At 57.7% G+C, this 25,188-nt stretch carries 23 protein-coding genes and 1 tRNA gene; 11 read left to right on the top strand and 13 right to left on the bottom strand.

What is annotated here, in order from left to right; all coding sequences use genetic code 11:
- The gene (locus tag AC6I6N_RS15995) at positions 1-684 is read right to left on the bottom strand and encodes a response regulator (protein WP_094197925.1); all 684 of its coding nucleotides are present in this window, start codon (positions 682-684) and stop codon (positions 1-3) included.
- Positions 685-750: 66 nt separating this feature from the next.
- Complete coding sequence (locus tag AC6I6N_RS15990; protein WP_094197926.1) at positions 751-1,683, bottom strand: LysR family transcriptional regulator; 933 nt, start codon at positions 1,681-1,683, stop codon at positions 751-753.
- A 103-nt stretch (positions 1,684-1,786) separates the two neighbouring features.
- On the opposite strand from AC6I6N_RS15990, the gene AC6I6N_RS15985 reads away from it, so the two are divergent.
- Together AC6I6N_RS15985 and AC6I6N_RS15980 are read left to right on the top strand one after the other, a co-directional pair.
- Entirely contained in the window at positions 1,787-3,109 is a 1,323-nt protein-coding gene (locus tag AC6I6N_RS15985) for an MFS transporter (RefSeq protein ID WP_497943652.1), read from the top strand.
- A 20-nt stretch (positions 3,110-3,129) separates the two neighbouring features.
- Positions 3,130-4,080, top strand: coding sequence for a carbon-nitrogen hydrolase family protein (locus AC6I6N_RS15980; RefSeq protein ID WP_094197927.1), 951 nt, complete (start codon positions 3,130-3,132; stop codon positions 4,078-4,080).
- Between the two features lie 142 nt (positions 4,081-4,222).
- Here the strand turns inward: AC6I6N_RS15980 and AC6I6N_RS15975 are convergent, their stop codons facing one another.
- From AC6I6N_RS15975 to AC6I6N_RS15945, 7 genes are all read right to left on the bottom strand, one after another.
- Positions 4,223-4,642: a helix-turn-helix domain-containing protein gene (locus AC6I6N_RS15975; protein ID WP_159063959.1), complete on the bottom strand. Its 420-nt coding sequence runs from the start codon at positions 4,640-4,642 to the stop codon at positions 4,223-4,225.
- Between the two features lie 69 nt (positions 4,643-4,711).
- Positions 4,712-4,924: a hypothetical protein gene (locus AC6I6N_RS15970; RefSeq protein ID WP_497943651.1), complete on the bottom strand. Its 213-nt coding sequence runs from the start codon at positions 4,922-4,924 to the stop codon at positions 4,712-4,714.
- 473 nt (positions 4,925-5,397) lie between these two features.
- Positions 5,398-7,506, bottom strand: a complete 2,109-nt coding sequence (locus AC6I6N_RS15965; protein ID WP_497943650.1) for a TonB-dependent receptor family protein — start codon at positions 7,504-7,506, stop codon at positions 5,398-5,400.
- Positions 7,507-7,529: 23 nt separating this feature from the next.
- Entirely contained in the window at positions 7,530-7,973 is a 444-nt protein-coding gene (locus AC6I6N_RS15960; RefSeq protein ID WP_094197930.1) for a CopD family copper resistance protein, read from the bottom strand.
- Complete coding sequence (locus tag AC6I6N_RS15955) at positions 7,970-8,671, bottom strand: ABC transporter ATP-binding protein (protein WP_249460367.1); 702 nt, start codon at positions 8,669-8,671, stop codon at positions 7,970-7,972. The genes AC6I6N_RS15960 and AC6I6N_RS15955 overlap by 4 nt, the downstream gene beginning before the upstream one ends.
- On the bottom strand, positions 8,664-9,443 hold the full coding sequence (locus tag AC6I6N_RS15950; protein WP_094197932.1) for an ABC transporter permease: 780 nt from the start codon (positions 9,441-9,443) through the stop codon (positions 8,664-8,666). Before AC6I6N_RS15950 ends, AC6I6N_RS15955 begins: the two co-directional genes overlap by 8 nt.
- Positions 9,440-10,552, bottom strand: coding sequence for an ABC transporter substrate-binding protein (locus AC6I6N_RS15945; protein WP_497943649.1), 1,113 nt, complete (start codon positions 10,550-10,552; stop codon positions 9,440-9,442). The genes AC6I6N_RS15950 and AC6I6N_RS15945 overlap by 4 nt, the downstream gene beginning before the upstream one ends.
- A 229-nt stretch (positions 10,553-10,781) precedes the next feature.
- Here AC6I6N_RS15945 and AC6I6N_RS15940 point away from each other — a divergent pair, with 229 nt between their 5' ends.
- The 9 genes from AC6I6N_RS15940 to AC6I6N_RS15900 all read left to right on the top strand — a co-directional run bounded on the left by AC6I6N_RS15940 (position 10,782) and on the right by AC6I6N_RS15900 (position 21,878).
- A complete protein-coding gene (locus AC6I6N_RS15940; protein ID WP_108728434.1) occupies positions 10,782-11,495 on the top strand; it encodes a Crp/Fnr family transcriptional regulator in 714 nt (237 codons plus the stop codon).
- Positions 11,496-11,726: 231 nt separating this feature from the next.
- The gene (locus tag AC6I6N_RS15935; RefSeq protein ID WP_497943648.1) at positions 11,727-12,401 is read left to right on the top strand and encodes a TehB-like domain-containing protein; all 675 of its coding nucleotides are present in this window, start codon (positions 11,727-11,729) and stop codon (positions 12,399-12,401) included.
- A 234-nt stretch (positions 12,402-12,635) separates the two neighbouring features.
- Positions 12,636-15,710 (top strand): formate dehydrogenase-N subunit alpha, encoded by a 3,075-nt coding sequence (gene fdnG / locus AC6I6N_RS15930; protein WP_497943647.1) that lies wholly within the window; start codon positions 12,636-12,638, stop codon positions 15,708-15,710.
- Between the two features lie 3 nt (positions 15,711-15,713).
- On the top strand, positions 15,714-16,631 hold the full coding sequence (gene fdxH, locus AC6I6N_RS15925) for a formate dehydrogenase subunit beta (protein ID WP_021447214.1): 918 nt from the start codon (positions 15,714-15,716) through the stop codon (positions 16,629-16,631).
- On the top strand, positions 16,624-17,277 hold the full coding sequence (locus AC6I6N_RS15920) for a formate dehydrogenase subunit gamma (protein WP_497943646.1): 654 nt from the start codon (positions 16,624-16,626) through the stop codon (positions 17,275-17,277). Before fdxH ends, AC6I6N_RS15920 begins: the two co-directional genes overlap by 8 nt.
- Positions 17,278-17,354: 77 nt before the next feature.
- On the top strand, positions 17,355-18,281 hold the full coding sequence (gene fdhE / locus AC6I6N_RS15915; protein ID WP_108728431.1) for a formate dehydrogenase accessory protein FdhE: 927 nt from the start codon (positions 17,355-17,357) through the stop codon (positions 18,279-18,281).
- Positions 18,282-18,360: 79 nt separating this feature from the next.
- Entirely contained in the window at positions 18,361-19,779 is a 1,419-nt protein-coding gene (selA, locus tag AC6I6N_RS15910) for an L-seryl-tRNA(Sec) selenium transferase (protein ID WP_497943667.1), read from the top strand.
- Positions 19,776-21,695: a selenocysteine-specific translation elongation factor gene (selB, locus tag AC6I6N_RS15905; protein WP_497943645.1), complete on the top strand. Its 1,920-nt coding sequence runs from the start codon at positions 19,776-19,778 to the stop codon at positions 21,693-21,695. The genes selA and selB overlap by 4 nt, the downstream gene beginning before the upstream one ends.
- 87 nt (positions 21,696-21,782) lie before the next feature.
- Positions 21,783-21,878, top strand: a tRNA-Sec gene (locus AC6I6N_RS15900).
- 48 nt (positions 21,879-21,926) lie between these two features.
- Here the strand turns inward: AC6I6N_RS15900 and AC6I6N_RS15895 are convergent.
- The 4 genes from AC6I6N_RS15895 to AC6I6N_RS15880 all read right to left on the bottom strand — a co-directional run bounded on the left by AC6I6N_RS15895 (position 21,927) and on the right by AC6I6N_RS15880 (position 25,025).
- The gene (locus tag AC6I6N_RS15895) at positions 21,927-22,550 is read right to left on the bottom strand and encodes a helix-turn-helix domain-containing protein (RefSeq protein ID WP_094197942.1); all 624 of its coding nucleotides are present in this window, start codon (positions 22,548-22,550) and stop codon (positions 21,927-21,929) included.
- Positions 22,551-22,618: 68 nt separating this feature from the next.
- Positions 22,619-23,401, bottom strand: coding sequence for an aldolase (locus AC6I6N_RS15890; RefSeq protein WP_094197943.1), 783 nt, complete (start codon positions 23,399-23,401; stop codon positions 22,619-22,621).
- Positions 23,402-23,431: 30 nt separating this feature from the next.
- On the bottom strand, positions 23,432-24,043 hold the full coding sequence (locus AC6I6N_RS15885) for a glutathione S-transferase family protein (protein WP_497943644.1): 612 nt from the start codon (positions 24,041-24,043) through the stop codon (positions 23,432-23,434).
- A 10-nt stretch (positions 24,044-24,053) separates the two neighbouring features.
- Positions 24,054-25,025 (bottom strand): Bug family tripartite tricarboxylate transporter substrate binding protein, encoded by a 972-nt coding sequence (locus AC6I6N_RS15880; RefSeq protein WP_264672151.1) that lies wholly within the window; start codon positions 25,023-25,025, stop codon positions 24,054-24,056.
- Positions 25,026-25,188: the final 163 nt, after the last annotated feature.

The following is a 25,188-nucleotide window of genomic DNA, read 5'->3' as shown; positions in this document are numbered from 1 at the left end:
TTACGGTTCATCTTCGCTGACCGGCTCCAGGCAATAGCCTATGCCGCGCAAGGTAATGATGTGGACATCCGAGGCCTGCAGCTTTTTGCGCAAACGATGCACCAGCACCTCGATAGCCTCGATATTGATTTCATCTTCATCTTTCTCGTTGAGCCGGTCCAAAATAAACTGCTTGTTCACGGGCTCACCACTACGCTGCACCAGAATGCGCAATACCTCGGCCTCACGCGGTGACACGGACAAGAGCGCACCGTCCAGCGTAAAACGCTGTGTGGACAAGTCATAGACCAGGCTGGCACACGCCATACGGGGCTTGTCCTTGCCACGGCTACGACGAATCAAGGCGTTGACGCGGGCCACCAGCTCTTCAATACGAAACGGCTTGGGCAGAAAATCGTCGGCACCACACTCCAGCGCTTCTACCCGCTCCTGCAAAGAATCACGCGCCGTGAGAATCAACACAGGAGTGCGGTTATCCTCCGAGCGCAAGCGGGCCAGCAAGGCGCGCCCATCCATGCCCGGCAAACCCAAGTCCAGAACCAGCGCATCAAATTCCTCGACCTGCAGACGGTGATAGGCCACCATCCCGTCGTTGGACCACTCAACCGAAAACCCTTTCTTTTGCAAGCTGCGGGTCAGCCACAGGGCCAAGTCAGGCTCGTCTTCAATCAATAAAATTCGCATGGCGGATAGTAAAAAAGAAAACAGAACAGAAGCAATAGTACGCCGCTGGACCTTATTGACCGCGCTTTACGCGCTAATGGGTTCGGTCAGCTCCAGTACAAAACGACGTAACCAGCGACTTTGCTCATCGTGCTCTTTGTTGATATCCCAAATCATGGACACCACAAACGACGGGACACGCAACGGGACGGGAGAGACAGCCAGGCGGCTATTGCACTCGGCAAAAGAGCGGGCGGCGTAATCAGGCATGGTCAGCACCAAAGGGCTGCCAATAATCGCGTTGATCGCGCCGGAAAAATGAGTGAACGAGGCCTTGACCTTACGCTGCAGACGCTCGGCATCAAATAGCTCATCCACAAAACCCCGCAAGCCATCAAAAGACACACGTCCATGATGGGCATGCAGATACTCCTGCTTGCTAATAGGCGTCGAAAACTGGATGGACTCCTTATCGTATATGCAGATATATGAGGCAGGAAACAGCACTTGAGACTTGTGCATGGTGCTCAGGAATTTGGGGCTGGAACAGATCGCCAGATCCGCCCCATGCTCTTGCATGCTTTGCGGCCATAAATAGCTGTTGGTTTGATAGAAAGAAAAGCCGATCGTCCAGCCCTGCTCGTCAGCCATGCGAATCATGCGTTTGGCCAGCATATTTTCCAGATCGTCAGACAAGGCAATACGAAAAACCCGACTGGAGCGTCGTGGATCAAACTCTTGATCGGAGGTGACCAGCGCCGAAATGCTTTTCAAGGCTTCGGATATCTGCGGGGCAATCTCCAAGGCACGATGCGTAGGCGTCATTCCGTGCGAGCCACGCGTGAACAACTCGTCGTTAAAGACCACCCGCAACTTGCGCAAGGACGCACTGACCGCACCCTGGGTCAGAAACAAGGCATTGGCGGCTTTGGTGACGCTGCGCTCGTTCATCAAGCACTGAAACACCAGCAGCAGGTTCAAATCCACGCGCCTGATATTAGCAATATTAATTGAAGCCATTTTTCTAATTAGTTTGAATAATTATTTGGCTTGATTAGACTAAAAATCACCCACAACCACAATAAGGGTCAGGTATTTATCTGCCCCGCTCGAGGAGACCTCTATGGGCACTGCTACCATCGCCCCTTCACATGCCAATTCGGCCCCCCCAGGCCAGCCGGCCCTAAGTCGAAAACAAGTGCTTGCCGTGGGTATCGGCAACTTTATGGAATGGTTTGATTTCGCAATTTACGGCTACTTTGCAGCCGTTATCGGCAGCATTTACTTTCCCTCTGACGCCACGGGCGTTTCCCTCTTATCGTCCTTGGCCGTGTTCGCGGTGGGCTTTGTCTCGCGTCCCTTTGGCGCCCTGATTCTGGGGCCCATTGGCGACCGTTTTGGCCGCAAGACCGTGCTGATGATTACCGTTTTTGGCATGGGCGTCTTTACCACCTTGATTGGTCTGCTGCCCGGCTATGCCACCATCGGCATTGCCGCTCCCATCCTGTTGATCATTCTGCGCTTTCTACAAGGGATGATGGTGGGCGGTGAGTGGTCGGCCGCCGGTATTTTCCTGGTGGAAAGCGCCCCCTCCAATCGTCGCGCCAGCGCCGCCAGCGTGGTGACCTTCACGGCCGGTATCGCCTTTCTGGTGGGGACTGCCACGGCCGCCGCCATCAACGCCAACCTGAGCCAAGAACAGGTCTACAACTGGGGCTGGCGTGTACCTTTCGTGTTGTCCATTGTGATGACCTTCATTGCGGTGTTTATTCGTCGCAAACTGAACGACACCCCCATCTACCACGAGCTGCAGGAAAAGAAAGCCAACAACACCCTGGAGCGCGTCTCGCCCAAGGACAAGTTCAACGCCTTTGTACTGTCCTTTGCTTTCTCCGCGCTGTTTCTGGTGTCGCTGTACTACTTCATCACCTACGCCAATAACCACCTGGTTTCCGTTCTGGGCATGGGCAAGACAAACGCTCTGTGGCTATGTAGCGCCGCGTTGGTGGTGTATTGCATTTTGCACCCGCTGGTTGGCCGTTTCTCGGACCACTACGGTCGTCGCAAACTGGCCTTGTTCGCCGCCGCTGGCCTGACCATCATGGCCTACCCGATTTTTCTCATGATGAATACCGGCAAACCGGCTCTGATCCTGTTGAGCCTGACTATCCTGGCTTTTCTAGTCGCCATTTCCGCCGTCATGAACGTGGTGCTTCTGGTAGAGGTATTTCCGGCCTCGATCCGCTCCACCGGCGCTGCCCTGGGTCACAACGTCTCGTCGGCACTGCTGGCCGGCCCAGGCCCCTTCATTGCCGCTGCCCTGATCCAGTACACCGGTAACCCGAACGTACCGGCCTGGTACCTGGCTGCCGTATCCCTGGTGTGCTTCCTGATCCTGTATACCCGCCTGCCCGAAACCAAAAACGTGGACTTGTCCGCAGGCTGACTTTTAAAGGAGAGCTAGTTATGAGCAAAGTTGCTGTTATACAAGCGGCGTCCATCCCGTTTGACTCTGTCAGCAGTGTCGAAAAAGCCGCTGCCATCTTGCAGCGCGTGGCTGCCAACGGCGCCACCCTGGCTGTCTTTCCTGAAGCCTTTCTGGGGGGATACCCCAAAGGCATCAGCTTTGGCAGCGTCATCGGCAACCGTCGTCCCGAGGGCCGGGCCCTCTACCAGATGTATGTAGAAGGCGCCGTCACCCTGGGCGGCCCTGAGCTGGAAGCACTGGCCGATGCCGTCACTCAAACCGGTGTGTACACCGTGATGGGTGTGATCGAAAAAATGGGCCGTACCCTGTACTGCACCGCGCTGACACTGGCTCCCGGCCAAGGCGTGGTGGGTATCCACCGCAAACTGATGCCGACAGGCCAGGAGCGTCTGGTCTGGGGCTTTGGCGATGGCTCCACCCTGGGTACCGTCGATACTCCCATGGGTCGCATCGGCAAGGTGATCTGCTGGGAAAACTACATGCCGGCCCTGCGTCAGACCATGTACGCCCAAGGCACCGAGCTGTACTGCACTCCCACGGCAGACGACCGTCCCACCTGGGCCTCATCCATGATTCACATCGCCGTTGAAGGCCGTGTATTTGTGCTGTCCGCCTGCCAGGCTATCCGCCTGAACAACTACCCCGAATCCTTCCAGAAAGAGTTTGCTCTACCCGGCGAATTTGCGCCAGACAGCTACGTCATGCACGGCGGCAGCATGATCGTCAGCCCCACCGGCGAAGTGCTGGCCGGCCCGGTGTTTGACGAAGAAACCGAACTGTACGCCGAGCTGGATATGGACCTACTCAAACAGGCCAATCTGGACTTTGACGTCTACGGCCACTACTCGCGCCCTGACATCTTCTCCCTGCATGTCGACACCCGCGCCAAACAGGTTGTGAAACTGCAAACCGAAGACTCGGGCGAATAAAACCACTGCATCTCGCCCCTCAAAAAAACCGGCCCCATCGCGCTTTTGACGTGATGGGGCCAGACCTGCTTCAGAGCCAAGTACAGCCTGCTCTCTGTGCCTGCTCTTTCCTGTGACAGCTTTCTTCTTTATCCCGTTGGCTCTAGCTCAAGGCCAACGGGTCCAGCACGGGCTGATACGTAGACACCTGCAACTGCGTCTCGTCCAGACCCATTCCCTGCGCCAGAAGAGCCAACATAGCCTGGCTCAACGGAACAAGACCTTTCTCGATCACGTTATATTCCGCCACACTGATCCCCAGCCGGCCGGCCAGGCGTTCGCGCTTGATCTCCAGATACTCGCGCCAGGCTCGAATCAAAGTCCAGCGATGCGTGCGCATATCCTTGAGCACCGCATACGGAATCCCTTTATCCGAACGCACAAAACGCGGTGCGGCCACCAGCTTGCGCACACACTCGTCTTTCATGGCATCGCGTGTCAACAGATGGGCATACAACACAGCCTGCTCGGGCAATGTGCGAGGATCGGTATCTTCAGTGGTCAATAAATACGTGTTCATCATGGCTGACAAATCTAGGGATGTAAGGTGACGGTGAACCATGAACTTACCGACCCGCTCCAGCCCAGTCTGTCAGATAATTCTGAAAGTGCCCCCTGCCCGCCCTCCCGACTGATCCTGATCAAAAAAATACGCCCACACAAACCATAAAAAATGCCCCTGAACACGTTCAGAGGCACTCGTCCAAAACACAGCACGGCGCATATCAACAACAACAACAACAACAACAACAACAACAACAACAACAACAACAACCAAACCACACGACACCACGTCTAGATACATGAAGGCCTAGGGCCACCCAAGCACAGCGCCATAAAGCCGTGAAGTCGTGAAGCCGTGAAGTCGTGAAGTCGTGAAGTCGTGAAGTCGTGAAGTCGTGAAGTCTCCAAAGCATCGCGCAATGAAAGCCCAAATCAAAAGCCCAGAGTCAGCCCTCCTAAGGCATGAATTCCCTGAGAGCCCCTCTGGCCTGCGCCGGGGCCTTGGGGCGATTCAGAGCGCTTGCCGCAGGCGGGAGATCAGGCAGGGGTACAAGCACCCAGTTGTTTGAACCCGACGCTTGTACTTGGTCCGGGGGACCAAGTACCGGGTGAGTTCTGGGTGCGCCCTGCCTGATCTCTGGCCAAGGGGACCGGTGCGCAGCACCGGCAAATGCTCAAGCCCCCAGGCCCCGGCGCAGGCCAGAGGGGCGTCTTCACTGAGACAATTCCTACCTAATCGTTAAGCAATCCCCAAAAACCAAAACATCAAAACGATCAGAAGTTATATTTCACCCCACCAAAGAAACTCCTGCCATTACCCGCCAGATAAGTGGGCATCGCCTCCGAAGCCGAGCGACGAATCACATAACTGCTCGCGTAAGTCTTATCAAAAATGTTATCCGCCATCAGATAAGCACTCCAATGCTTGTCATGCTGATAAGCGACCTTGAAGCCCCAAATGGCATACGCATTTTGATGCGTGCCTTGCACATTCTGATGATTGGTCGGCGTATCCGAAGCCAGCCAACGCAGGTTCGGCCCAAAGCGCCAGCCACCACGGCGATACATCAGCTCTGCCCCCAGCAAATGCTTGGGCACCCCGGCAATGCGATTGCCCTCATACTCGCCCCCACGGAAGCGGAAATCGCTGTAGGTGTAGGACAGACGATAGTCCCAACGCCCCGCAGCCGGCGCAGGCAAGGAACCGCTCAAACCCGCTTCCACCCCCTGGTGCCGTGTGCGATCGCCATAGTTGAACGTCACTGACGACGCCCCCGTCGCATCACTGACAGCCATCAGCTCATCTTTCACATTGCTGCGATACACAGCCAATGACCAGTCCACCGCCGACTCGCCACTACCCAAACGCCCGGCTCCGCCCAACTCAAAAGTCGTGGCCTTTTGCACATTCAATTCCGTCAGCCCCGTCACTGCCGAACGCACATTCATGGGCTGGGGCACTTGCGCACTGATGATCTCCCAATACGTAGGCGCCTCATGACTGCGGCTGACATTGGCAAACACCCGCAAATCCTCGGACGGCTGCCACACCACACCCAGTTTCGGGCTGGCATACGACCATTTCTGATCCAAGGTCTCGCCACCCAAACGATTGCGCGCGTCACGAATCGCCTGGCTGTACTTCACATCCCCCACCACCGTCCACTGGGGTGCCACATTCCAGCTCAAGCCCAAGAGCGCATTGCGGTTTTCAGCACGCAGGCGATAGTCCCCAAAAAACAAGGCGCGGCTGCCATTGGCGGGATTGACCGCGTACAGCTCACGATCCATATCACTGCGCGCCCAGTCCAGCGCAAAGCGATAATCCAGGCTGCCTTCACGGCCCGCTACCTGCCATTGCGCCCCATAGGTATGCCCTTTGGTGGGCGAGGACACCTGCGGATTCGTAAAAGTATCGTCCACGGTCTGCCAGTACAGGCCCACGGTCTGGTTGAACTCCTCCGTTCCCCAATAGCTGCGGTTAGCCAAGCGGAACTGCGTGGCTTTGCGATTCGGGTCACGCTTATAGACATTCGCCGCCCTGTCCTGCGGCGTGTCGTAATCACCCATCACACTGCGCGGATCGCTGTAGAGACGTTCACGCGGGACCACATTGGGAATATCAAACTTCAAATCCACATAAGACAGGTAGGTACGGTTCTCGAACTGCCCGCGCTTGAAGCCAATATTGCCCTGCACATTCGTACGCTCGGAGTCCGAGTGATGGCGATAGCCATCCGCCTTGTCATGGCTGACAGCCAAGCGCCCATCGAATTCGTCCGTCTGAAAACCCTTGGCCGCATACAAACCCAGACGCCCAAAGCTGCCGCCTTCCACGCTGATGGTGTCGCCTTGCGTGCCGCTCATGGAACGGAAATCCAGCTCACCACCCAAGGTGGTCGCACTGGCCGACAAGGCATTTGCACCTCGGCGCACACTGATCAGGGAACTGTTACGCGGTTCCAGAAAACCAATCACAAACGAGCCATCCGCCTCGTTCAAAGGCAGGCCATCTTGCAACAACAAAACACCTCGATTGACCGGATTACTTTGAATGCCCGAACCCCGGATATTGAGCCGTGGCTGATCAATGCCACCAAAAAAATCCTGCACCACCAGACCGGGCTGATAGTCCAGAGCATCGCGCAAAGTCACCAGACGCAGCTCTTCCTGCGGCTGGATCAAATTAGTACCACCGGGCACGGCATCCAGACGGGCTTTCTCTTGTCGCAGATCAGCCTGCAGCACGCTTTGCCCAACAGGCGCCTTGATGACAATGGGAGACAAGGTGGAGGTAGACGGCTCGGCCCAGGCGGCGCCCGACCACAGCCCTCCCAGCGCCAGGCTGACCGTCAGCCGACGCAATACAGGAACGTGTGACATCGTATTCTCGATAGAAAGTGAAATTACCAGTGCAGATAAAACATGGTCTTGGCCAGGATCACGATCCCGACCATGTGACAGAACACGCTTAGGTGAATGCGCTTGAAATGGATGGACTTCATGCGTCCGGTGCGTCGCAAGGTCATCGCGGTCAGAAAGTGAGCAAAAACGCTCAACGCCAACAGAATCTTGATGGTCAGGAACAGACCCAAAGTGTTATCAAAAGGATGGGCCAGCGCCGCGCGGTGATGCCAGGCCAAACCTATCCCGGCGCTGTACAGAACCAACAGAACCCAGGGCATGATGCGGCGGGCACGGTCACCAATCGCAATCTCCAATGTACGCATGGCCTCTCGTGGCACGTGCTTGCGTATGCCTTCCAGCATCAGGACTTCAAAGAACACCGTGCCAATAAAAAACAGGGCGGCAAACAGATGGAACAGCAAAATCACGGGATAGGCAGTCATGGCGTTAAAGCCTCCTGAGACAAGAGTTGGGCATACAAAGAATCGGCCAGATGCTCACGGGCAGCGGCATCGCCAGGGCTGGCAGGCTCAAACAGTTGGCCCTGCCCTTTTTGCAGTAGCAGGCAAGAGTCGGCCACCCGCATCAGTTCGCGAGGTTGATGGCTGACATACAGCAGTGCCGCTCCAGTTTCTTCCAGACAACGCAGGCAGACTTGGGCCAGACTATGGCGCAAGGCCGGGTCCAGGGCACTGAAAGGTTCGTCCAGCAGCAGAAGGTCCGGCTGCAAGGCAAAGGCGCGGGCCAGTGCCACCCGCTGCGCCATGCCACCAGACAACTCCCCCGGCCAGCACTGGGCAACACTGGCCAGCTCTACCTGAGCCAACCAATACATGGCACGCTCTTTGGCTTGAGCAGCCGACAGGCCCTGTGCCCTCAGCGGAATCTGCACGTTATCCAGCACGCTGCGCCAAGGCAGTAAACGAGGCTGCTGAAACACCAGCACGGGGTGACGAAACGGGTTCCAGATCTGGCCGCTATCGGGTTTGATCAGCCCTGCCACCAAACGCAGCAAGGTACTTTTGCCTTCACCACTAGGCCCCAGAACGCCCAGGCGCTGCCCGGCTTTCAAAGTGAAACTTAAATCCTGCAAAACCGGCTTTTGTCCAAACAGGACCTGGACATGGCGTAGCTCAAGCATGGCTGTCCTCCCGCCACTGTCCCAAACGACGCTGCAAGGGTTGCAGCAGAACAAATTCAATCGCGGCCACCAAGCCCAGAATCAACACCACCCAGGCATATAGCTCGGCACTGTCAAAGGTGCTGCGCGCATTGGCCAAGGCATAGCCTGCACCACTTTCTGCGCCCAGCACTTCGGCCATCACCACCAGACGCACACCGCCGCAGCAGGCAATCAACAAGGCAGCCGTCAAGGGAGCCGTTAAAGAAGGCAGATACAGGTGACGCAGACGACGCCACCAGCCAAAGCGATAAACGTGGCTCATCTCGATCAAGTCGCGGTCCACCTGCAACATGCCTTTGACCGTGTTGACGTACATGCCCGGCACCATCATCAGCACCGTCATGAAAATCACCATGCCCGAGCCCAGACCAAACCACAGCATGGCCAGCACAACGACCACCACAGGCGGGATCGCCATCAGCAGCCAGCGCAAAGGCTCCAGCAGGCCACGCAGGCGCGGGCTATGTGCCGCCAGAATCCCCAGCGTAAAACCGATGGAGCAACCCACACTGACGCCGACTGCCACGCGCAAGAGGCTGGCTCCAGCGTCATTCAGAAAGTGGCCGGACATCATCAAACGCGGAATCGCGCGGGCGGTTTCTATAGGCGAGGCCATCAACAAAGGCCCCAGAAACAGGGCGCTGATCTGCCAGCACAGCAAGATCAGCAACACACCCACAACACCCCAGACGCGTGAGCTACGGGCCGTCAAATGAGGCTTAACCTTCATGGCCCATAAAACCCGGCAGCAGGCAGACCACCCCCCAAGGCTTGGGGGTGCTGATCCGCCAGCAATTGATACAGCGCTTCCAGTTGAGGGCGGATTTCACTGGCTGGACGACTATCCAGACGGGTCTTTTCAATCGCAGTTTGAATTGCCGGAACAGGGAACTGAGGCAAATAGCCATGAACCATTTGGGCGCACGCTTGCCGTTGCTGACTGCACCAACGGGCCGACTCGGCATACGCCCGCTCCACAGCCTGATTCAGCTCGGTGTCCTGAGCCACGGTGACGTTAGCCATGACACCGGCTTGGGGCAGTGCCTGTTGCGAAGGGAAAACCTCCGCCCAGGCTTGCTCCAGGCTTTGGCCGCGATGCAGATCTACCTTCTTCTGCTCTGCCTGCCACAAGAGCAAAGAAGCGGTAGGCTCCACCAGCAAGGCCTGATCCCCCTGCCCGGTCAGCATCAAAGCAATGGCATCCTGAGCATCGCGGGTACGGCGCAAGCGCACGGCATCCTTGCCCGGCTCGGCTTGCTTGGCCAGCAAGGTATCCAGCAGAACAGCAGGCAGATCACGCTGGAATGGCACCAGCAGTTCTTTACCAGCCAGATCGCTAAAGTCCTTGACCGCCGGATCTCGGCTGACCAGCCACAAAATCCCCCAGACCGAGATATTCAATTGCTTGACGGCTTGCCCCTTGTTGAACATCAAGGCGGACAAATTGCTGGGTGCGGCGCTGTAATCCACTTCTTTTTTGGCCAGCAAAACACGCAACTGATCCGGGTTTTGCCACAGACGAAATTCCAGCTTGTCCGTGTATTGGCTCAAGGCCTGGGTTTGCGCCATATGCATCAAGGGATAGGACACCACCGCAGCGGGGCCAGCCAGAGTCAGGGACTCGTAGCGGGGCGCGGCCTGGGCACCTGCGACACACAAGGCCAAGAGCAAACCAGCCCAAACACGCCCCGAGATGCGGCGGATGACTATGCCACGGCCATCTCTTTTGGAAATACCCAGCACCGTAGCGCTAAACCGCGCCAAAACCCGCTCCTTAACTGCATCAAAAACGTGAAGCTGTGCCCCGGTTTTTAAATCAGGTTCATCCAGACGGGGCATAGCAGCATGCTTACCCGATACGCCAGCATCGATTGCCCTGGGAACAGCCTGGTTTAAAGTGAGCCCACGCGCGTGGCAGGCTATCGCCTGCTGCCCTCTGTCTGAACGGGCATTTTTTGCCTGAGGAGCAGCCCAGCGGCAAAACCCTTGATAGCTATATGGCATGAAGATTCGTATAATGAGAACTATTATCAAATGGAAATTCTCCCATCTTCATCTCAGCGCCCAAATGACAAAAGTCAACATGCCCGGCCTGTGCCCCGCTTTGTTTGAATTACTGGCCCGCCACCGCCTCCTTCAAGGTTTGCCCATCGAGGCCATCGAGCATTTGTGCCGTGACGCCTTAGCTCAACACGCCTATCCGGGACAGATCCTGTTCGATGAAGGAGACGAGGCCCGCTATTGCTTGCTGGTCGATAGCGGCCAGGTAGAAATCCTGCGCTATAGCCAAAATGGCGACGAACGTGTTTTTCACGTGTTCGATCCCGGTCAACTGGTGGCGGAAGCGGCCATGTTCATGCCCCACGGCCGCTACCCCATGTGCGCACGAGCAAGGGGGCCCGTGCATGTTTACAAGCTCTCACGCAGCAGTTTGCAAGAAGCCTGCCGTCGCTGGCCCGACCTGGCCATGAACATGATGGCCGGCCTGAGCAGTGCCTTATATGCACAGGTCAATAAAGTGGACTGGATTTCCGCCAGCTCAGCGGCCGAGCGCCTAGCCAACTACTTGCTGAATCTGCAAGCCCGCCAAGGGGAAAATATCCAGCTTCCCTTGAACCAGCGGCAACTGGCCTCCCATTTGGGCATACGGGCAGAAACCTTGAGCCGTTTGTTTACCGACTGGCAGGCGCGCGGCTATGTCAGTGGCAAACGCAGCGACTGGCAAGTACGCGACCAGGCGCATCTACGACGTTTAGCCAGCCCTGCACAACGCTCCTTTTAAGTAGCCTCAGGCCTATCAACGCAACATCGTCCAACTGAATCCATCAGCCCCTGACGCAGGGCCACAGGCCCCCTCTTTTTTAGTCGCTGCCTTAAAAACGGAGCAAGTGTTCATCGCTGCCTCAAACCAGAAGCAAATTCGCGCCGCCGCCATACCGTCATGACTTTTGTCATTGGAGGACCTTTCAAGCAGACCGAGAATGCCGGCTTTTAGCCCCTTTGCTTGATATCCATGACACACGCGCTGCCGCAGGCCGATTACACCGAAGCCGACATCCGCCAATTGGTGACCCAGTTCTACGCCCAGGTACGGCAAGATGCACAGCTAGGCCCGATTTTTGAACACACGGTGAAAAATTGGGACGAGCACCTGGATATGCTGTGCGATTTCTGGTCAGCCATTTTGCTGGGCACACGCCGCTTCAAGGGCGCCCCCATTGCGCGCCATGCGGCCCTGCCCGCCTTATCCTGGCCCTTGTTTGAGCGCTGGCTGGCAATTTTCCACCAAACCACAGCAACGCTGGGCAAACCCGCCCTGCAAGAAAAGGCAGACGCCATGGCAGACCGCATTGCCGCTAAACTTTGGCAAACCTATCAGGCGCAAAGCAATCAAACGCGCCTGCCCGACACCCTGCCCGAAGGGCTGGAACGCTACAGCCAATCCCCCGTTTTCACGCCAGACAATTTGCCCGAGGCCCTACGCCGCGCTCACAACACCAAAGTCGGCACCTGGGGGCTATTGCGGGTCCAAACCGGCGTGCTGCGTTTTGCGCTGGACCAGGAGCCCTTTACCGAAGTGGTCCTGACCGCCGGGCAATGCGTGGCGATTGAGCCCCAGGTCCTGCATCACGTGGAGTTCGAGCTGCCCGGCAGCTTCCAGATCGAGTTCTTCAAACAAGCCCGCTGAATTGAAAAAATCCCTTACAAATAGTAGGTGAATACCCGCATCACCGACTACACTTGCGGCTCTGGCGTGAAAACCTCAATAGAATCAAGATTATTCTCGGTCAATTAGACACGCCCATCAGGCCGGACCCTTACGTTCAACGCTTATACTGTTCAACTATAAACCAGGGGCACCGCTCACAAGGCGCCCCCTTCAGATTTCAAACACGAAAACACAATCCTATTGGAGAGCCGCATGGTGAACATGAATCGGCGTCAGTTCTTCAAAGTGACGGGGGCCTCGCTGGCCAGTTCCAGCATGGTTTTGCTGGGCGCTGCGCCCACCCCCGCCATGGCGGAAGTCAGGCAGTACAAACTGACCCGCATGACAGAGACGCGAAATACCTGTCCTTACTGTTCTGTAGCCTGTGGGGTGCTGCTGTACTCCCGTGGTGACGGTGCCATGAATGCCGAGCCCAGTGTGGTTCACATCGAAGGCGACGCGGATCACCCGGTCAACCGCGGCACACTCTGTCCCAAGGGCGCAGGCTTGGTGGATTTCATCAAGAGCCCTAACCGACTCAAATACCCCGAATACCGCGCCGCTGGCTCGGGCAAATGGGAACGCATCTCCTGGGAAGACGCTTTCACGCGTATTGCCAAGCTGATGAAAGAAGACCGCGACGCCAACTTCCAGACCACGGCTGAAGACGGCACCGTCGTCAACCGTTGGCTGACTACGGGCATGCTAGCGGCGTCGGCAAGCAGTAACGAAGTGGGCTATATCACCCATAAAGTCATCCGCAGCATGGGTGTACTGGCGTTCGATAACCAAGCACGTGTCTGACACGGCCCGACGGTGGCAGGTCTTGCCCCGACGTTTGGCCGTGGAGCGATGACGAACCATTGGGTCGACATCAAAAACGCGGATATTGTGCTGATTATGGGCGGCAACGCAGCCGAGGCGCACCCCTGTGGGTTCAAATGGGTGACCGAGGCCAAAGCACACAACAATGCAAAACTGATCGTTGTGGATCCACGCTTTACGCGTTCGGCATCCGTGGCGGACTATTACGCACCGATACGTACCGGTAGTGACATCACCTTTCTGGGTGGCGTCATCAAATACCTGCTGGATAACGACAAGATCCAGCACGAATACGTGCGCAACTACACCGATATGCCCTTTATCGTGCGCGAAGACTTTGACTTCGAGCAGGGGCTGTATTCGGGCTACAACGAAGAAAAACGCAGCTACGACCGATCCTCCTGGGACTACGAGCTGGGCGAGGACGGCTATGTCAAAACCGACCCGACCTTGCAACACCCACGCTCGGTGTACCAACTGCTGCGCAAGCACTACGAGCGCTACACGCCCGAGATGGTGGAACGCGTCTGTGGCACGCCCAAGGACAAATTCCTGAAAGTCTGTGAAATGCTGGCCTCGACCGCTGAACCGGGTCGCGCGGGCACCATTTTGTATGCACTGGGCTGGACGCAACACACGATTGGCTCGCAGATCATCCGTACCGGCGCTATGGTGCAGTTGCTGCTGGGCAATATTGGTATTGCCGGCGGTGGCATGAACGCGCTGCGCGGACACTCCAATATTCAGGGTCTGACTGACCTGGGTTTGATGTCCAACCTGCTGCCCGGCTATCTGACCTTGCCCAACCAGGCCGAGCAAGAGTTTGACGGCTACATTGGCGCACGTGCCCTTCAACCGCTACGCCCTAACCAGCTGAGCTACTGGCGCAACTACAAGAAGTTCCACGTCAGCCTGATGAAGGCCTGGTTCGGTGATGCCGCCCAGGCCGAGAACAACTGGGCCTATCACTACCTGCCCAAGCTGGACAAGCTCTACGACATGCTGCAAGTGTTCGAGCTGATGGACGAAGGCAAGATGACGGGCTACATCTGTCAGGGCTTTAACCCCCTGGCGGCAGCACCGTACAAGGCCAAGCTGCTGCGTGGTTTCTCCAAGCTCAAGTACATGGTCATCATGGACCCGCTGGTCACGGAAACGTCAGAGTTCTGGAAGAACTATGGCGAACACAATGATGTCGATTCCGCTTCCATCCAGACCGAAGTGTTCCGTCTGCCCACCACCTGTTTCGCCGAGGAAGAAGGCGCACTGGTGAACTCGGGCCGCTGGTTGCAATGGCACTGGAAGGCCGCCAACCCTCCGGGCGAGGCCAAGAGCGACATTGAGATCATGAGTACGCTGTTCACGCATATTCGTTCGCTGTATCAGAAAGAAGGCGGCGCCTTCCCTGACCCGATCCTGAACCTGTCCTGGCCGTACTCCAACCCGGATGATCCAACCGCCGCTGAACTGGCCAAGGAGTACTCGGGACGAGCACTGGTTGACCTGGTCGACCCCAAAGATCCGACCAAGATCATACGTAAAGCAGGCGAACAGCTCGATGGCTTTGCCCAATTGCGCGACGACGGCACCACGCTCAGTGGTTGCTGGATCTATGCCGGCGCCTGGACACAGCAAGGCAATATGATGGCTCGCCGAGACAATAGCGATCCAACCGGCATCGGCCAGACGCTGAACTGGGCCTGGGCCTGGCCAGCGAACCGTCGCGTGCTCTACAACCGTGCCTCCTGTGACCTGAACGGCAAACCCTTTGACCCACGCCGCAACCTGGTTCACTGGGACGGCAAGCGCTGGGGGGGTGCAGATGTCCCTGACTACAAGGCCGATGAAAACCCGGCCGATGGCATGGGACCGTTCATCATGAACCCCGAAGGGGTAGCCCGCTTCTTTGCCCGAAAAGGCATGGCAGAAGGCCCCTTCCCCGAGCACTACGAGCCCTTTGAAAGCCCGCTCAGCTACAACCCGCTCAGTCCTGACGAGCCCCGTGCCATTACCAACCCGGCCGCACGTATCTTCAAGGACGACCTGGCCGCCATGGGTACGGTAGACAAGTTCCCTTATGTGGGCACAACCTACCGCCTGACCGAGCACTTCCACTACTGGACCAAACACGTGGAGCTGAACGCCATCGTGCAGCCTGAACAGTTTGTGGAAATTGGCGAGGAACTGGCCAAGGAAGTGGGCATCGTGCACGGTGACCGCGTCAAGGTGTCCTCCAACCGGGGCTATATCAAAGCCGTGGCGGTGGTGACCAAGCGCATCAAGGCCCTGAACGTGGATGGCAAAGTTGTCCACCAAGTGGGGATCCCGCTGCACTGGGGTTTTGTGGGTCTGGCCCGACCCGGTTTCCTGATCAATGCGCTGACACCGCCCGTCGGGGACGGCAACTCGCAAACGCCGGAAACCAAGGCCTTTCTGGTTCAACTTGAAAAGGTTAAGGAGTAAGCCATGGCCTTGCAATCACTCGATATCAAACGGCGCTCCGCAACCACCACCCCATCGCCCAGCGTGCGCGAGCCCGTGGGCGGGGAGGTGGCCAAGCTGATCGACACCAGTAAGTGCATTGGCTGTAAGGCCTGTCAGGTCGCCTGCATGGAATGGAACGATACGCGCGACGAAATCGGCCACAACGTCGGGGTGTATGACAACCCGGCCGACCTGACCGACAAGTCCTGGACCATCATGCGCTTTGCGGAGTATGAAAACCCCGCTGGCGATCTGGAATGGCTGATTCGCAAAGACGGCTGTATGCACTGCGAGGATCCGGGCTGTCTGAAGGCCTGTCCCTCGCCGGGCGCCATCGTGCAGTACACCAACGGCATTGTGGATTTCCACGAGGAAAACTGCATTGGCTGCGGCTACTGCGTGACCGGTTGTCCTTTCGATGTGCCCCGCATTTCGGAAAAGGACAAGAAAGCCTACAAGTGCACCTTGTGTTCAGACCGTGTCGCGGTCGGACAGGAACCGGCCTGTGCCAAGACCTGTCCGACCGGCGCGATTGTGTTCGGTACGAAAGAAGACATGCAGCACCACGCTGCGGAACGTATTGAAGACCTGAAATCGCGTGGCTTTGAAAACGCCGGTCTGTACGACCCGGCTGGAGTGGGTGGCACCCACGTCATGTATGTGCTGCACCACGCCGACAAGCCCGAGCTGTACAGCGATCTGCCCAAGGACCCGCAAATCAGCCCGATGGTCTCGCTCTGGAAGGGGGTAGCCAAACCGCTGGGGGTTGCGGCTATGGCACTGACCGCCCTGATTGGTTTCTTCCACTACATCCGAACCGGTCCTAACGAGACTGACGAGGAAGACGAGCGCCGCGCCGATGAGGACGCCCGCAAGATCCAGGAGGCTCACCATGACTGATCACAACCGCAAGGGCATGATTCAGCGCTACACCACCAGTCAGCGCATTAATCACTGGATCATTGCCATGAGCTTTGTGCTGCTGGCCTTGTCCGGGCTGGCGCTGTTTCATCCGTCAATGTACTGGCTGACCAATCTGTTTGGTGGCGGCCCGTGGACACGCATTCTTCACCCGTTTATTGGCGTGGCGATGTTTGTGTGCTTTTTCCTGTTTGCAGCGCGCATGGTACGGCACAATATGTTCTCCAAGGGTGACGCGGCCTGGCTGCGTCACTTCAAGGACGTACTGAACGCCAAGGACGAGCGCATCCCCGAAGTAGGCCGTTACAACGCCGGGCAAAAGATCCTGTTTTTTGCCCTGGTGATCTTCATGATCGGCCTGCTGGCAACCGGTGTGGTGATGTGGCGCGAATACTTTTCCGCCTTCTTCCCCATCTGGGCTATCCGCCTGGCCTCCGTGCTGCATGCGGTCTGCGCCCTGCTGATGATTTGCGCGATTATCGTGCACATCTACGCCGGTATCTGGGTAAAGGGTTCGGTCAAAGCCATGACCCGTGGCACGGTCACCCGTGCCTGGGCCTGGAAACACCACCGCGCCTGGTTCCGTGAAGAAATGGAAAAAGGTCCCAGCCGTCCTGCCGAATAAGCGGGGCTCTGTTTTATCAGCAACCCGGCTGCCATGCACCATTTCGGGCATGGCAGCCTTGTTTTCAGGAGTCTGTCTTGCAACGCATCCTTCCGCGCGGCGAAATCGAAAGTCTGGACCACACTTCCATCCCCCGACTGCGCCTGCCTGTGCGAGCCAGCGTCTTTGCAGACCGGGCAGCGCGTCTGCGTCAATTGTCTGCTGACAATCCCGTCGGTGCCTACCTGCTCTTGCTGGCGCATCTGGTGGACGGGCAGCACAAGCAGCTCACTGCGCTTGCCCCTGCCGAACTGCCTGCTGATGTGCTGGAAACGGCACAACGCCACGGCATGCCGCCCTTGCTGGCCTCGGGCTGGAAGCGCGATCCGCAGTGGCTCAGTATTCTGAGCAGCCTGCTCAATCACATGATCCAGACCTCGGATGTGCCTGCTGCTGCCCAAGAAGTTTGCCAGGGTCTGCTTGAAAAGGCCCAGTCCGACCCGCAAAAGCTGGAAGATCTGGCTGACGCGATTCTGGCCGAGCAATTGACTGAACAAGACGGTGCCGCCGCACCTTTTGTCATGGCCGCCTTGCAGGTCTACTGGACGCATCTGGCCTGCTCGCTGACCGAAGGCCAACTGTCGGTGACCAGCCCCTTTGGCGTATGTCCGTCCTGCGGCAGCCTGCCCGTATCCAGCGTGGTACGTGTGGGTGGTCGTGAAGATGGTTGCCGCTATATGTGCTGCCCACGCTGCAGCGTGGAATGGCATCTGGTACGTGTGACCTGCTCGCACTGCGAAAGCACGAAAAGCGTGGCTTACCACGCCATTGAAGATGGCCCGGAAGGCATCAAGGCCGAGTCCTGCGACAACTGCCATACCTACCGCAAAATCTTCTACCAGGAAAAGCAGTTGGGCATAGACCCGGTGGCGGACGACCTGGCCAGTCTGGCTCTGGACGTTTTGATGGGCGAAGAAGGCTATTCCCGCGCCAGCGGCAATCCGCTTCTTTGGCAGCAGTCTTAAGCTAAGATTCCCCTACGCCTTGTACGCAAGGCGTAGCTGACGGACCCTGCCCATAGACTCAAATGCCTGCCTTTGAATGATGAGCCCTACTCCTGAACTCTCCCCCGCCCATATCCCTTCCCTGGATCGCTTACTGCGCTCGCCAGAGTTCGAGCCTTTACTAAGCCAGTTCGGTCACACACGCCTCAGTCAAAGCACTCGCGCCCATTTGCAAGTACTGCGGGATGCGTTGTTCAAGGGAGCACTACGTCCTCAGGACCTGGAGCCCGCCCAGCTCGCCCAAGCACTGCAGGCCAAGCTACAAGAAGAATCCCGACTGCAGCTGCGCCCGGTTTTCAATCTGACCGGCACCGTGCTGCACACCAATCTTGGGCGTGCGATGCTACCGGATGAAGCCATCCAGGCTGTCGTCCAGGCCATGCGTTCACCCGCCAATCTGGAATTTGACCTGCAAACCGGTGGCCGAGGCGACCGGGATGACCTGATCAACCCCTTGCTTTGCGAACTGACCGGTGCTGAAGCCGCCACGGTGGTCAACAATAACGCCGCCGCCGTGCTGCTGATGCTCAGCACCCTGAGCCCCCGGCGCGAAACCGTGGTGTCGCGCGGCGAACTGGTAGAAATTGGCGGTGCCTTCCGTATCCCTGACATCATGAAGCGCGCCGGTGCCCGCCTGCATGAAGTGGGCACCACCAACCGTACCCACGCAGCCGACTACGAAAACGCCATCAACGAGCGCAGCGCCATGTTGATGAAGGTGCATTGCAGCAACTACGCCGTCAAAGGTTTCACCAAAAGCGTTTCTGTCCAGGAAGTGGCACAGATCGCCAGGAAACACGGCCTGCCCACCAGCGTGGATCTGGGCAGCGGCACCTTGGTGGATCTCAGCCAATGGGGTCTGCCGCCCGAACCCACCGTGCGTGAAACCATCGAAGCCGGGGCCGATATCGTGACCTTCAGCGGCGACAAGTTGCTGGGTGGCCCCCAGGCCGGTCTGATCGTAGGCCGCGCAGACCTGATCGCCAAGATCAAGAAAAACCCGCTCAAACGCGCTTTGCGTGTAGGCAAAATCACACTGGCCGCGCTGGAACCGGTACTGGCCTTGTACCGTTCGCCCGAGCGCCTACCCGAACACCTGACCACCCTTCGTTTGCTGACCCGGCCATCGGCGCAGATGCGCGCCCAGGCGCTGCGTCTGGCACCTGTTCTGCAGCAATGGGTAGGAACACAATTTGCTGTCGAACCCACTGCCATGTTGAGCCAGATTGGCAGCGGTGCTCTGCCCGAGGATGTGCTGCCCAGCTTTGGATTGCGCTTCGCCTACAAAGGCACGGGCCGTGCTGGCCGCCATCTGACAGAGCTGGAAAAACGCCTACGCACTTTGCCCCAGCCCGTCATCGGGCACATTGCGCAAGATGCCTTTTGGCTGGACCTGCGCTGTTTGGAAGAACAATTTGAAGCTGACTTCAGCGCACAACTGATCTGCGAGCAAGCATGATTGTTGGTACTGCAGGACATATTGATCACGGCAAAACCACCTTGATCCGCGCCTTGACGGGTGTGGATACCGACCGTCTGGAAGAGGAAAAAAAGCGCGGTATCTCCATCCAGTTGGGCTATGCCTATACGCCTTTACCCGACGGGCAGATTCTGGGATTTATTGATGTTCCCGGCCACGAGCGTCTGGTACACACCATGGTCGCAGGTGCAACCGGCATTGATTTTGGCCTGCTGATCGTGGCCGTAGATGATGGCGTCATGCCGCAAACCCGCGAGCATTTGGCGGTGCTGCAACTACTGGGTTTAGACGCCGGAGCCATCGTGCTGAGCAAGGCGGATCGCGCCGATGCCGCTCGGATTGAAACCGTCAAAGCCCAGCTGCAAACACTTGTCCAAGGAAGTTTTCTGGACAATGCGCCCGTCTTCGTTGTCGATGCCCTGTCCGAGGACAAACCCGGTCTGGAAGCGTTACGTCAGCATCTGCACACACAGGCCATGCAATCCACCACACAGGATGGCCAAGGCTATTTCCGTCTGGCCATTGACCGTGTTTTCACCCTGCAAGGCCACGGCACGGTCGTGACCGGCACGGTGCACGATGGCGTACTGGATCTGGATGGCCCGGCGATGGACTTGCGCCTGATGCCACGCGGCACGCCGGTACGTGTGCGCAGTATTCATGCCCAGAACCAGGCTTCGCGCCAGGCCCGCGCCGGCCAGCGTTGTGCCCTGAACCTGGGTGGAATTGATGTACAGGATATCGAGCGTGGTGACTGGCTGGCCGACGCTCGCTGCTTCATCCCCTCCACACGTATCGATGTGGAGCTGAGCCTGCTGGATAAAGATATTCCCGCCCTACGCACCTGGTCGCCCTGGCATGTCCACATGGGGGCCGCTCACCTGACGGCCCATGCCGTGCCTTTGGATGGCGAATCCTTGCAGCCCGGCCAGACCGGCAAAGTCCAACTGGTCTTTGACCGTCCCATCTGCACCGTAACGGGCGAGCGCTTTATCGTGCGTAATGCCCAGGCCAGCGAAACAGTCGGCGGCGGGATTGTGCTGGACCCGAATGCTCCGGACCGCAAACGACGCTCTACGACACGTCTTGCCTGGCTGGACGCCTTGGCACAATGGACGCGCGGCGGACCATTGGAGGGCCTGCTGGCCCACGCGCCTTACGGTCTGGACGAAGCAACACTGCTGCGTCTGTCAGGAGGATCTCAACACGGCTTGAGCGCCCCTGCCAATGCCCGCTGGCGCACCGGATCTCGCCCACAAAGTCAGCCTATCTTGCTAAGTGATGCGCGCCTGGAAACGCTGTGTCAGCACATAGAAAGCGTGATGCTGCAGTATCACGAGCGCAACCCCGACGAACCGGGCCTGTCCATCAGCCGCTTGCGACGCATGGCCGCCCCCACCATGCCCGACGCCATCTGGCAACTGCTGACCGAGCACCTGCTGGCGGAACAGCGCTTGGCCCGCCAAGGGGCCTGGCTACATACGCCGGGACACCGCGTCACCCTGAGTCCAGAAGATGAAACCCTGGCTGCCGCCCTGCTGCCCTTGATCGAGGCAGGCCGCTTCGATCCTCCGTGGACACGCGATCTGGCCAAAGCAACCGAGTACCCGGAAGGCCAGACTCGCAACGTGCTGCGCCGACTGGTGCGCCAAGGCGAACTATTTCAGATCGTGCACGACCTGTTCTACCACCGTCGCCAAATCGCAGTCTTGGCCCATATCGTCAAGGAGCTGCATAGCGGCCAAGGCGTCAGCGCCGCGCAGTTCCGGGACGCAACGGGGTTAGGCCGCAAACGGGCCATTCAGATTCTGGAATTTTTTGATCGCGTCGGCTATACACGACGTGTACGTGATCGCCACGTCTTACGCGGCGAAGCCTGGGCGGCAGCGGATTGAAACAAGGGTGCGTTGCGAGTGCTAAAACAGGCAGCGCACTGATCGTTGAAGCGTAATCGGCCCTAACGTATGATAGGGCCTCTTGAAGGAAAGCATCCGTGCCCGGTGGCACGGCCGGGCTTCAAACCCGGTTGGGGGCGTCAGACGTTCCCAGGTAGGTTCGACTCCTGCTGCTTTCCGCCAATTTCTGCAGCGGCCTCCAGCACACTGGCACGCCCCGCAGGCCCTGAACTACGGTAACGTCTGTGTGGGCTCAGCCTGCGTCTCAGGCGTTGAACGACGCCCTGCTGTTGGCCCCGAGTCAGAGCACGTCACCGCCAGTACCTGCGCTTGTTGATCCCCCAAGCTAAGCACACTGTGGGGAAGCTCCGAGTCAAAGTAAACGGAATCGCCCGTCTCCAAGGTCATGCTGTGCTCTGCAATGGTCACTTGCACTTGCCCTTGAATCACAAACAAAAACTCTTCTCCCCCATGCGGGAAGGTTGGCGCAGGCTGCTGGTGATCATGCGGAGGGTAAATGACAAAGGGATCCATCAAACGAAAGCGTCGCCGCCCGGCCATGCTCTCGTAACGGTAAACGCTATGGCCGGCTACGCTGGGCAAGGGCATACGATCGTGCCGCCGCACGACACACACACTTTCGTCTTGATCCAGATCCGCCTCTCCGATCAACTGCGACACCCCCATGCCATACGCCTGAGCCAACTTGACCACAGTCGAGATGGACGGCGCACTGACGGCCCGCTCCAGCTTGGACAAATAACTTTTAGTCAGACCAGTACGCTGAGCCAATTGCTCCAGCGACAAGCCATGTTGGCGACGCAGAGCGCGCAAGCGAAAGGGAAGATGGGTCATGTGGGCTAAAAAGAGGTGTGGCGCCCGAGGCCAGCCTCAGGGCGCGTAGAAAAAAGCAGCCTCTTATTCTACTCAAAAACATCCGTATGGCGTTTCAGCGCTTTACGGGCATAGTATTCAAAGCCGATCTCGGAGCGACGCGGCCTCAAAATCCAGTCATGAGCCTCCCGACCCAATTCCGGCGCAATAGGCTGAATCTTTCCGGCGGACATCGCCAACAGTTGCATGCGCGCAGTACGCTCAAATTGCAAAGCCAGAACACAAGCCTCTTCTACTGAGGCCGCTGCCACCAACATGCCATGGTGTGACAACAAAATGGCGCGTTTATCGCCTAAGGCCTCAGCAATGATCTGCCCTTCTTCATTGCCCACGGGCACACCAGGCCAATCTTTCAGGAATGCACAGTCCTCATACAAGGGGCAGTTGTCCATATGAGAGACCTCTAGCGGCACCTCCAGCATGGACAGGGCGGCCACATGCAGGGGGTGCGTATGAATGATGCAGTTCACATCGGGTCGAGCACGATACACCCAGGAGTGAAAGCGGTTTGCCGGATTAGGCATGCCGTACCCTTTCAACACGGTCAGGTCCTCGTCCACCAACAAAACATTCGTCGAGGTGATCTCATCAAACCCCAGGCCCAACTGCTGGGTAAAGTACGTACCCTCCTGTTCCCCGCGTGCGGTGATCTGGCCAGCCAGCCCGGAGTCATGGCCACCATCAAAAAGAATACGGCAAGTCAGCGCGAGCTTTTCGGGGACACTGCGTTCAGGGATTTCAAAAATTGCCTGCATCTGACTTTGTGCCTGTTCAATCAGCACAGATTTAGACAAGCTCATGGTGTCACTCATAACCACTCCTTTTGTAAATGACAATCCTGCTCACAACAACGGGACATAGCCCGCCAGGGCCTGCATACGTTCAAGCCAACGTCGGACCGATGGATAGCAGCGCAGCTCATAACCACCTTGCTGTGCCATACAGGTATAGGGAAACAAGGCAACATCCGCGATGCTGGGCCTGTCTCCAACAAAATGGCGATGTCGCTGCAAATGCGCCTCCATATGAGCCAGAGCCTTGTTGCCCTGTTCACGCCACGCCAACACCGCAGGAGCATCCACCGCCATCGTGCCGCGCAATGTCACCCACAGTCTTGGCTGGGCAAGGTTGACCATATGCTGCGTCTGCTCAAAAGACAGCCACTGCAAAACCTGTGCCTGGGCCAGTGCATCGGCGGGCAAGAACGCCGTGCCCTGTGCCAAATACCACAAGATGGCGGCCGACTCCGCCAGCCAGGGCCCCTCCCGAGTCCGCAATACCGGCACCTGTCCCCAAGGGTTGATACGCCGAAACGCCTCGGTATCCAGATCCCCCTCCACGATGGACAGGCTGCGCCGCTGTAGCGCTATACCCAAATAGCCGCACAGCAGTCGTACCTTCCAGCCATTGCCGGTATAGATCGTGTCGATAAGCTCCAGTGCCGGTTGGTTCATCGTCTGCTCCTTACTCCAGACTGATGTCTGCGGTCTGCACAATACGCTGCCACTTGCTGCGCTCGGCCGCGATAAAGTGTTGGTACTCGTCCTGGGTTCCGGTGTAGACCTGACTGCCTTGCTGCTCCAGATGAGCTTTGAACTGCGGGTCAGCCAGTGTCTTTTGCAATGCCGTCTCCAACACTGCAACGATCTGCGGTGGCGTACCGGGTGGAGCCAGCAACACGTTCCAGGAACTGATGCGCAGCTCAGGTGCACCCAACTCCGCGCTGGAAGGGACATCAGGAGCAGCCGGGGAACGCTGGCTATCAGCCAAGACCAGGGCGTGGAGCTTGCCCGCCTTCACTTGCGGCATGATCACTGGAATGGCATCCATCACCATGTCAGCATGGCGGCCCACCACCGCGCTGACCGCTTCCCCCCCACTCTTGAAGGGAATATGCCGCACATCAAGCTTCTCCGTTAGCTTGAACAGTTCAATCCCTAAATGTGGAGAACTCCCGACTCCTGCTGACCCAAAGTTCAGCAGACCCGGCTCCTGCCGGGCATGGCTGACCAGTTGGGCGTAGGTCTCTGTACCCAGATCCGAACGAACTGCCAGCACATACGGAGACCCCGTCACCATACCGATAGGCACAAAAGCGTGTGGGTCGTAGTTGATCTTGGAGGCCAGCAAGGGATTGACCACCTGTGTGCCTACGGTCCCCATGAACACGGTGTACCCGTCCGCCTTGGCATTTTGCGCGGCCTGAGCGGCGATCATGCCGCCAGCACCGGCCCTATTTTCAACAATCACGGTCTGATCCAACTCCTTACCCAACTGCTGGGCAAGAAGGCGTGCCACCAGGTCTGTAATGCCTCCTGCGCCAAAGGGCACGATCAAACGCAACGGCTGGGCGGGAAACGTCGTTGCCTGCGCCGACCCCGCAATCATCATCAAGGCCGCCCACCCGGCCATCGCTAAACCAAAAATCTTTTTCATGAAGTGTCTCCTGAACTTTTTAAGTTTGAATTGTTCAGGACACATTCTCATCAAAAATGACCCGCCGTGTCAAATAAAGAAATTAATGTCCTTCAAGACTTCTATCAGGACCAAGAAAAGAGGCGGCATGGGTATTTTCAGGACTCATACCGCTTTCCTAGGC

Source organism: Alcaligenes sp. LTN-3 (genome assembly GCF_059735605.1).
Note: the sequence above shows the minus strand (reverse complement) of the source record. Positions and strands in the feature narration are given on the sequence as shown.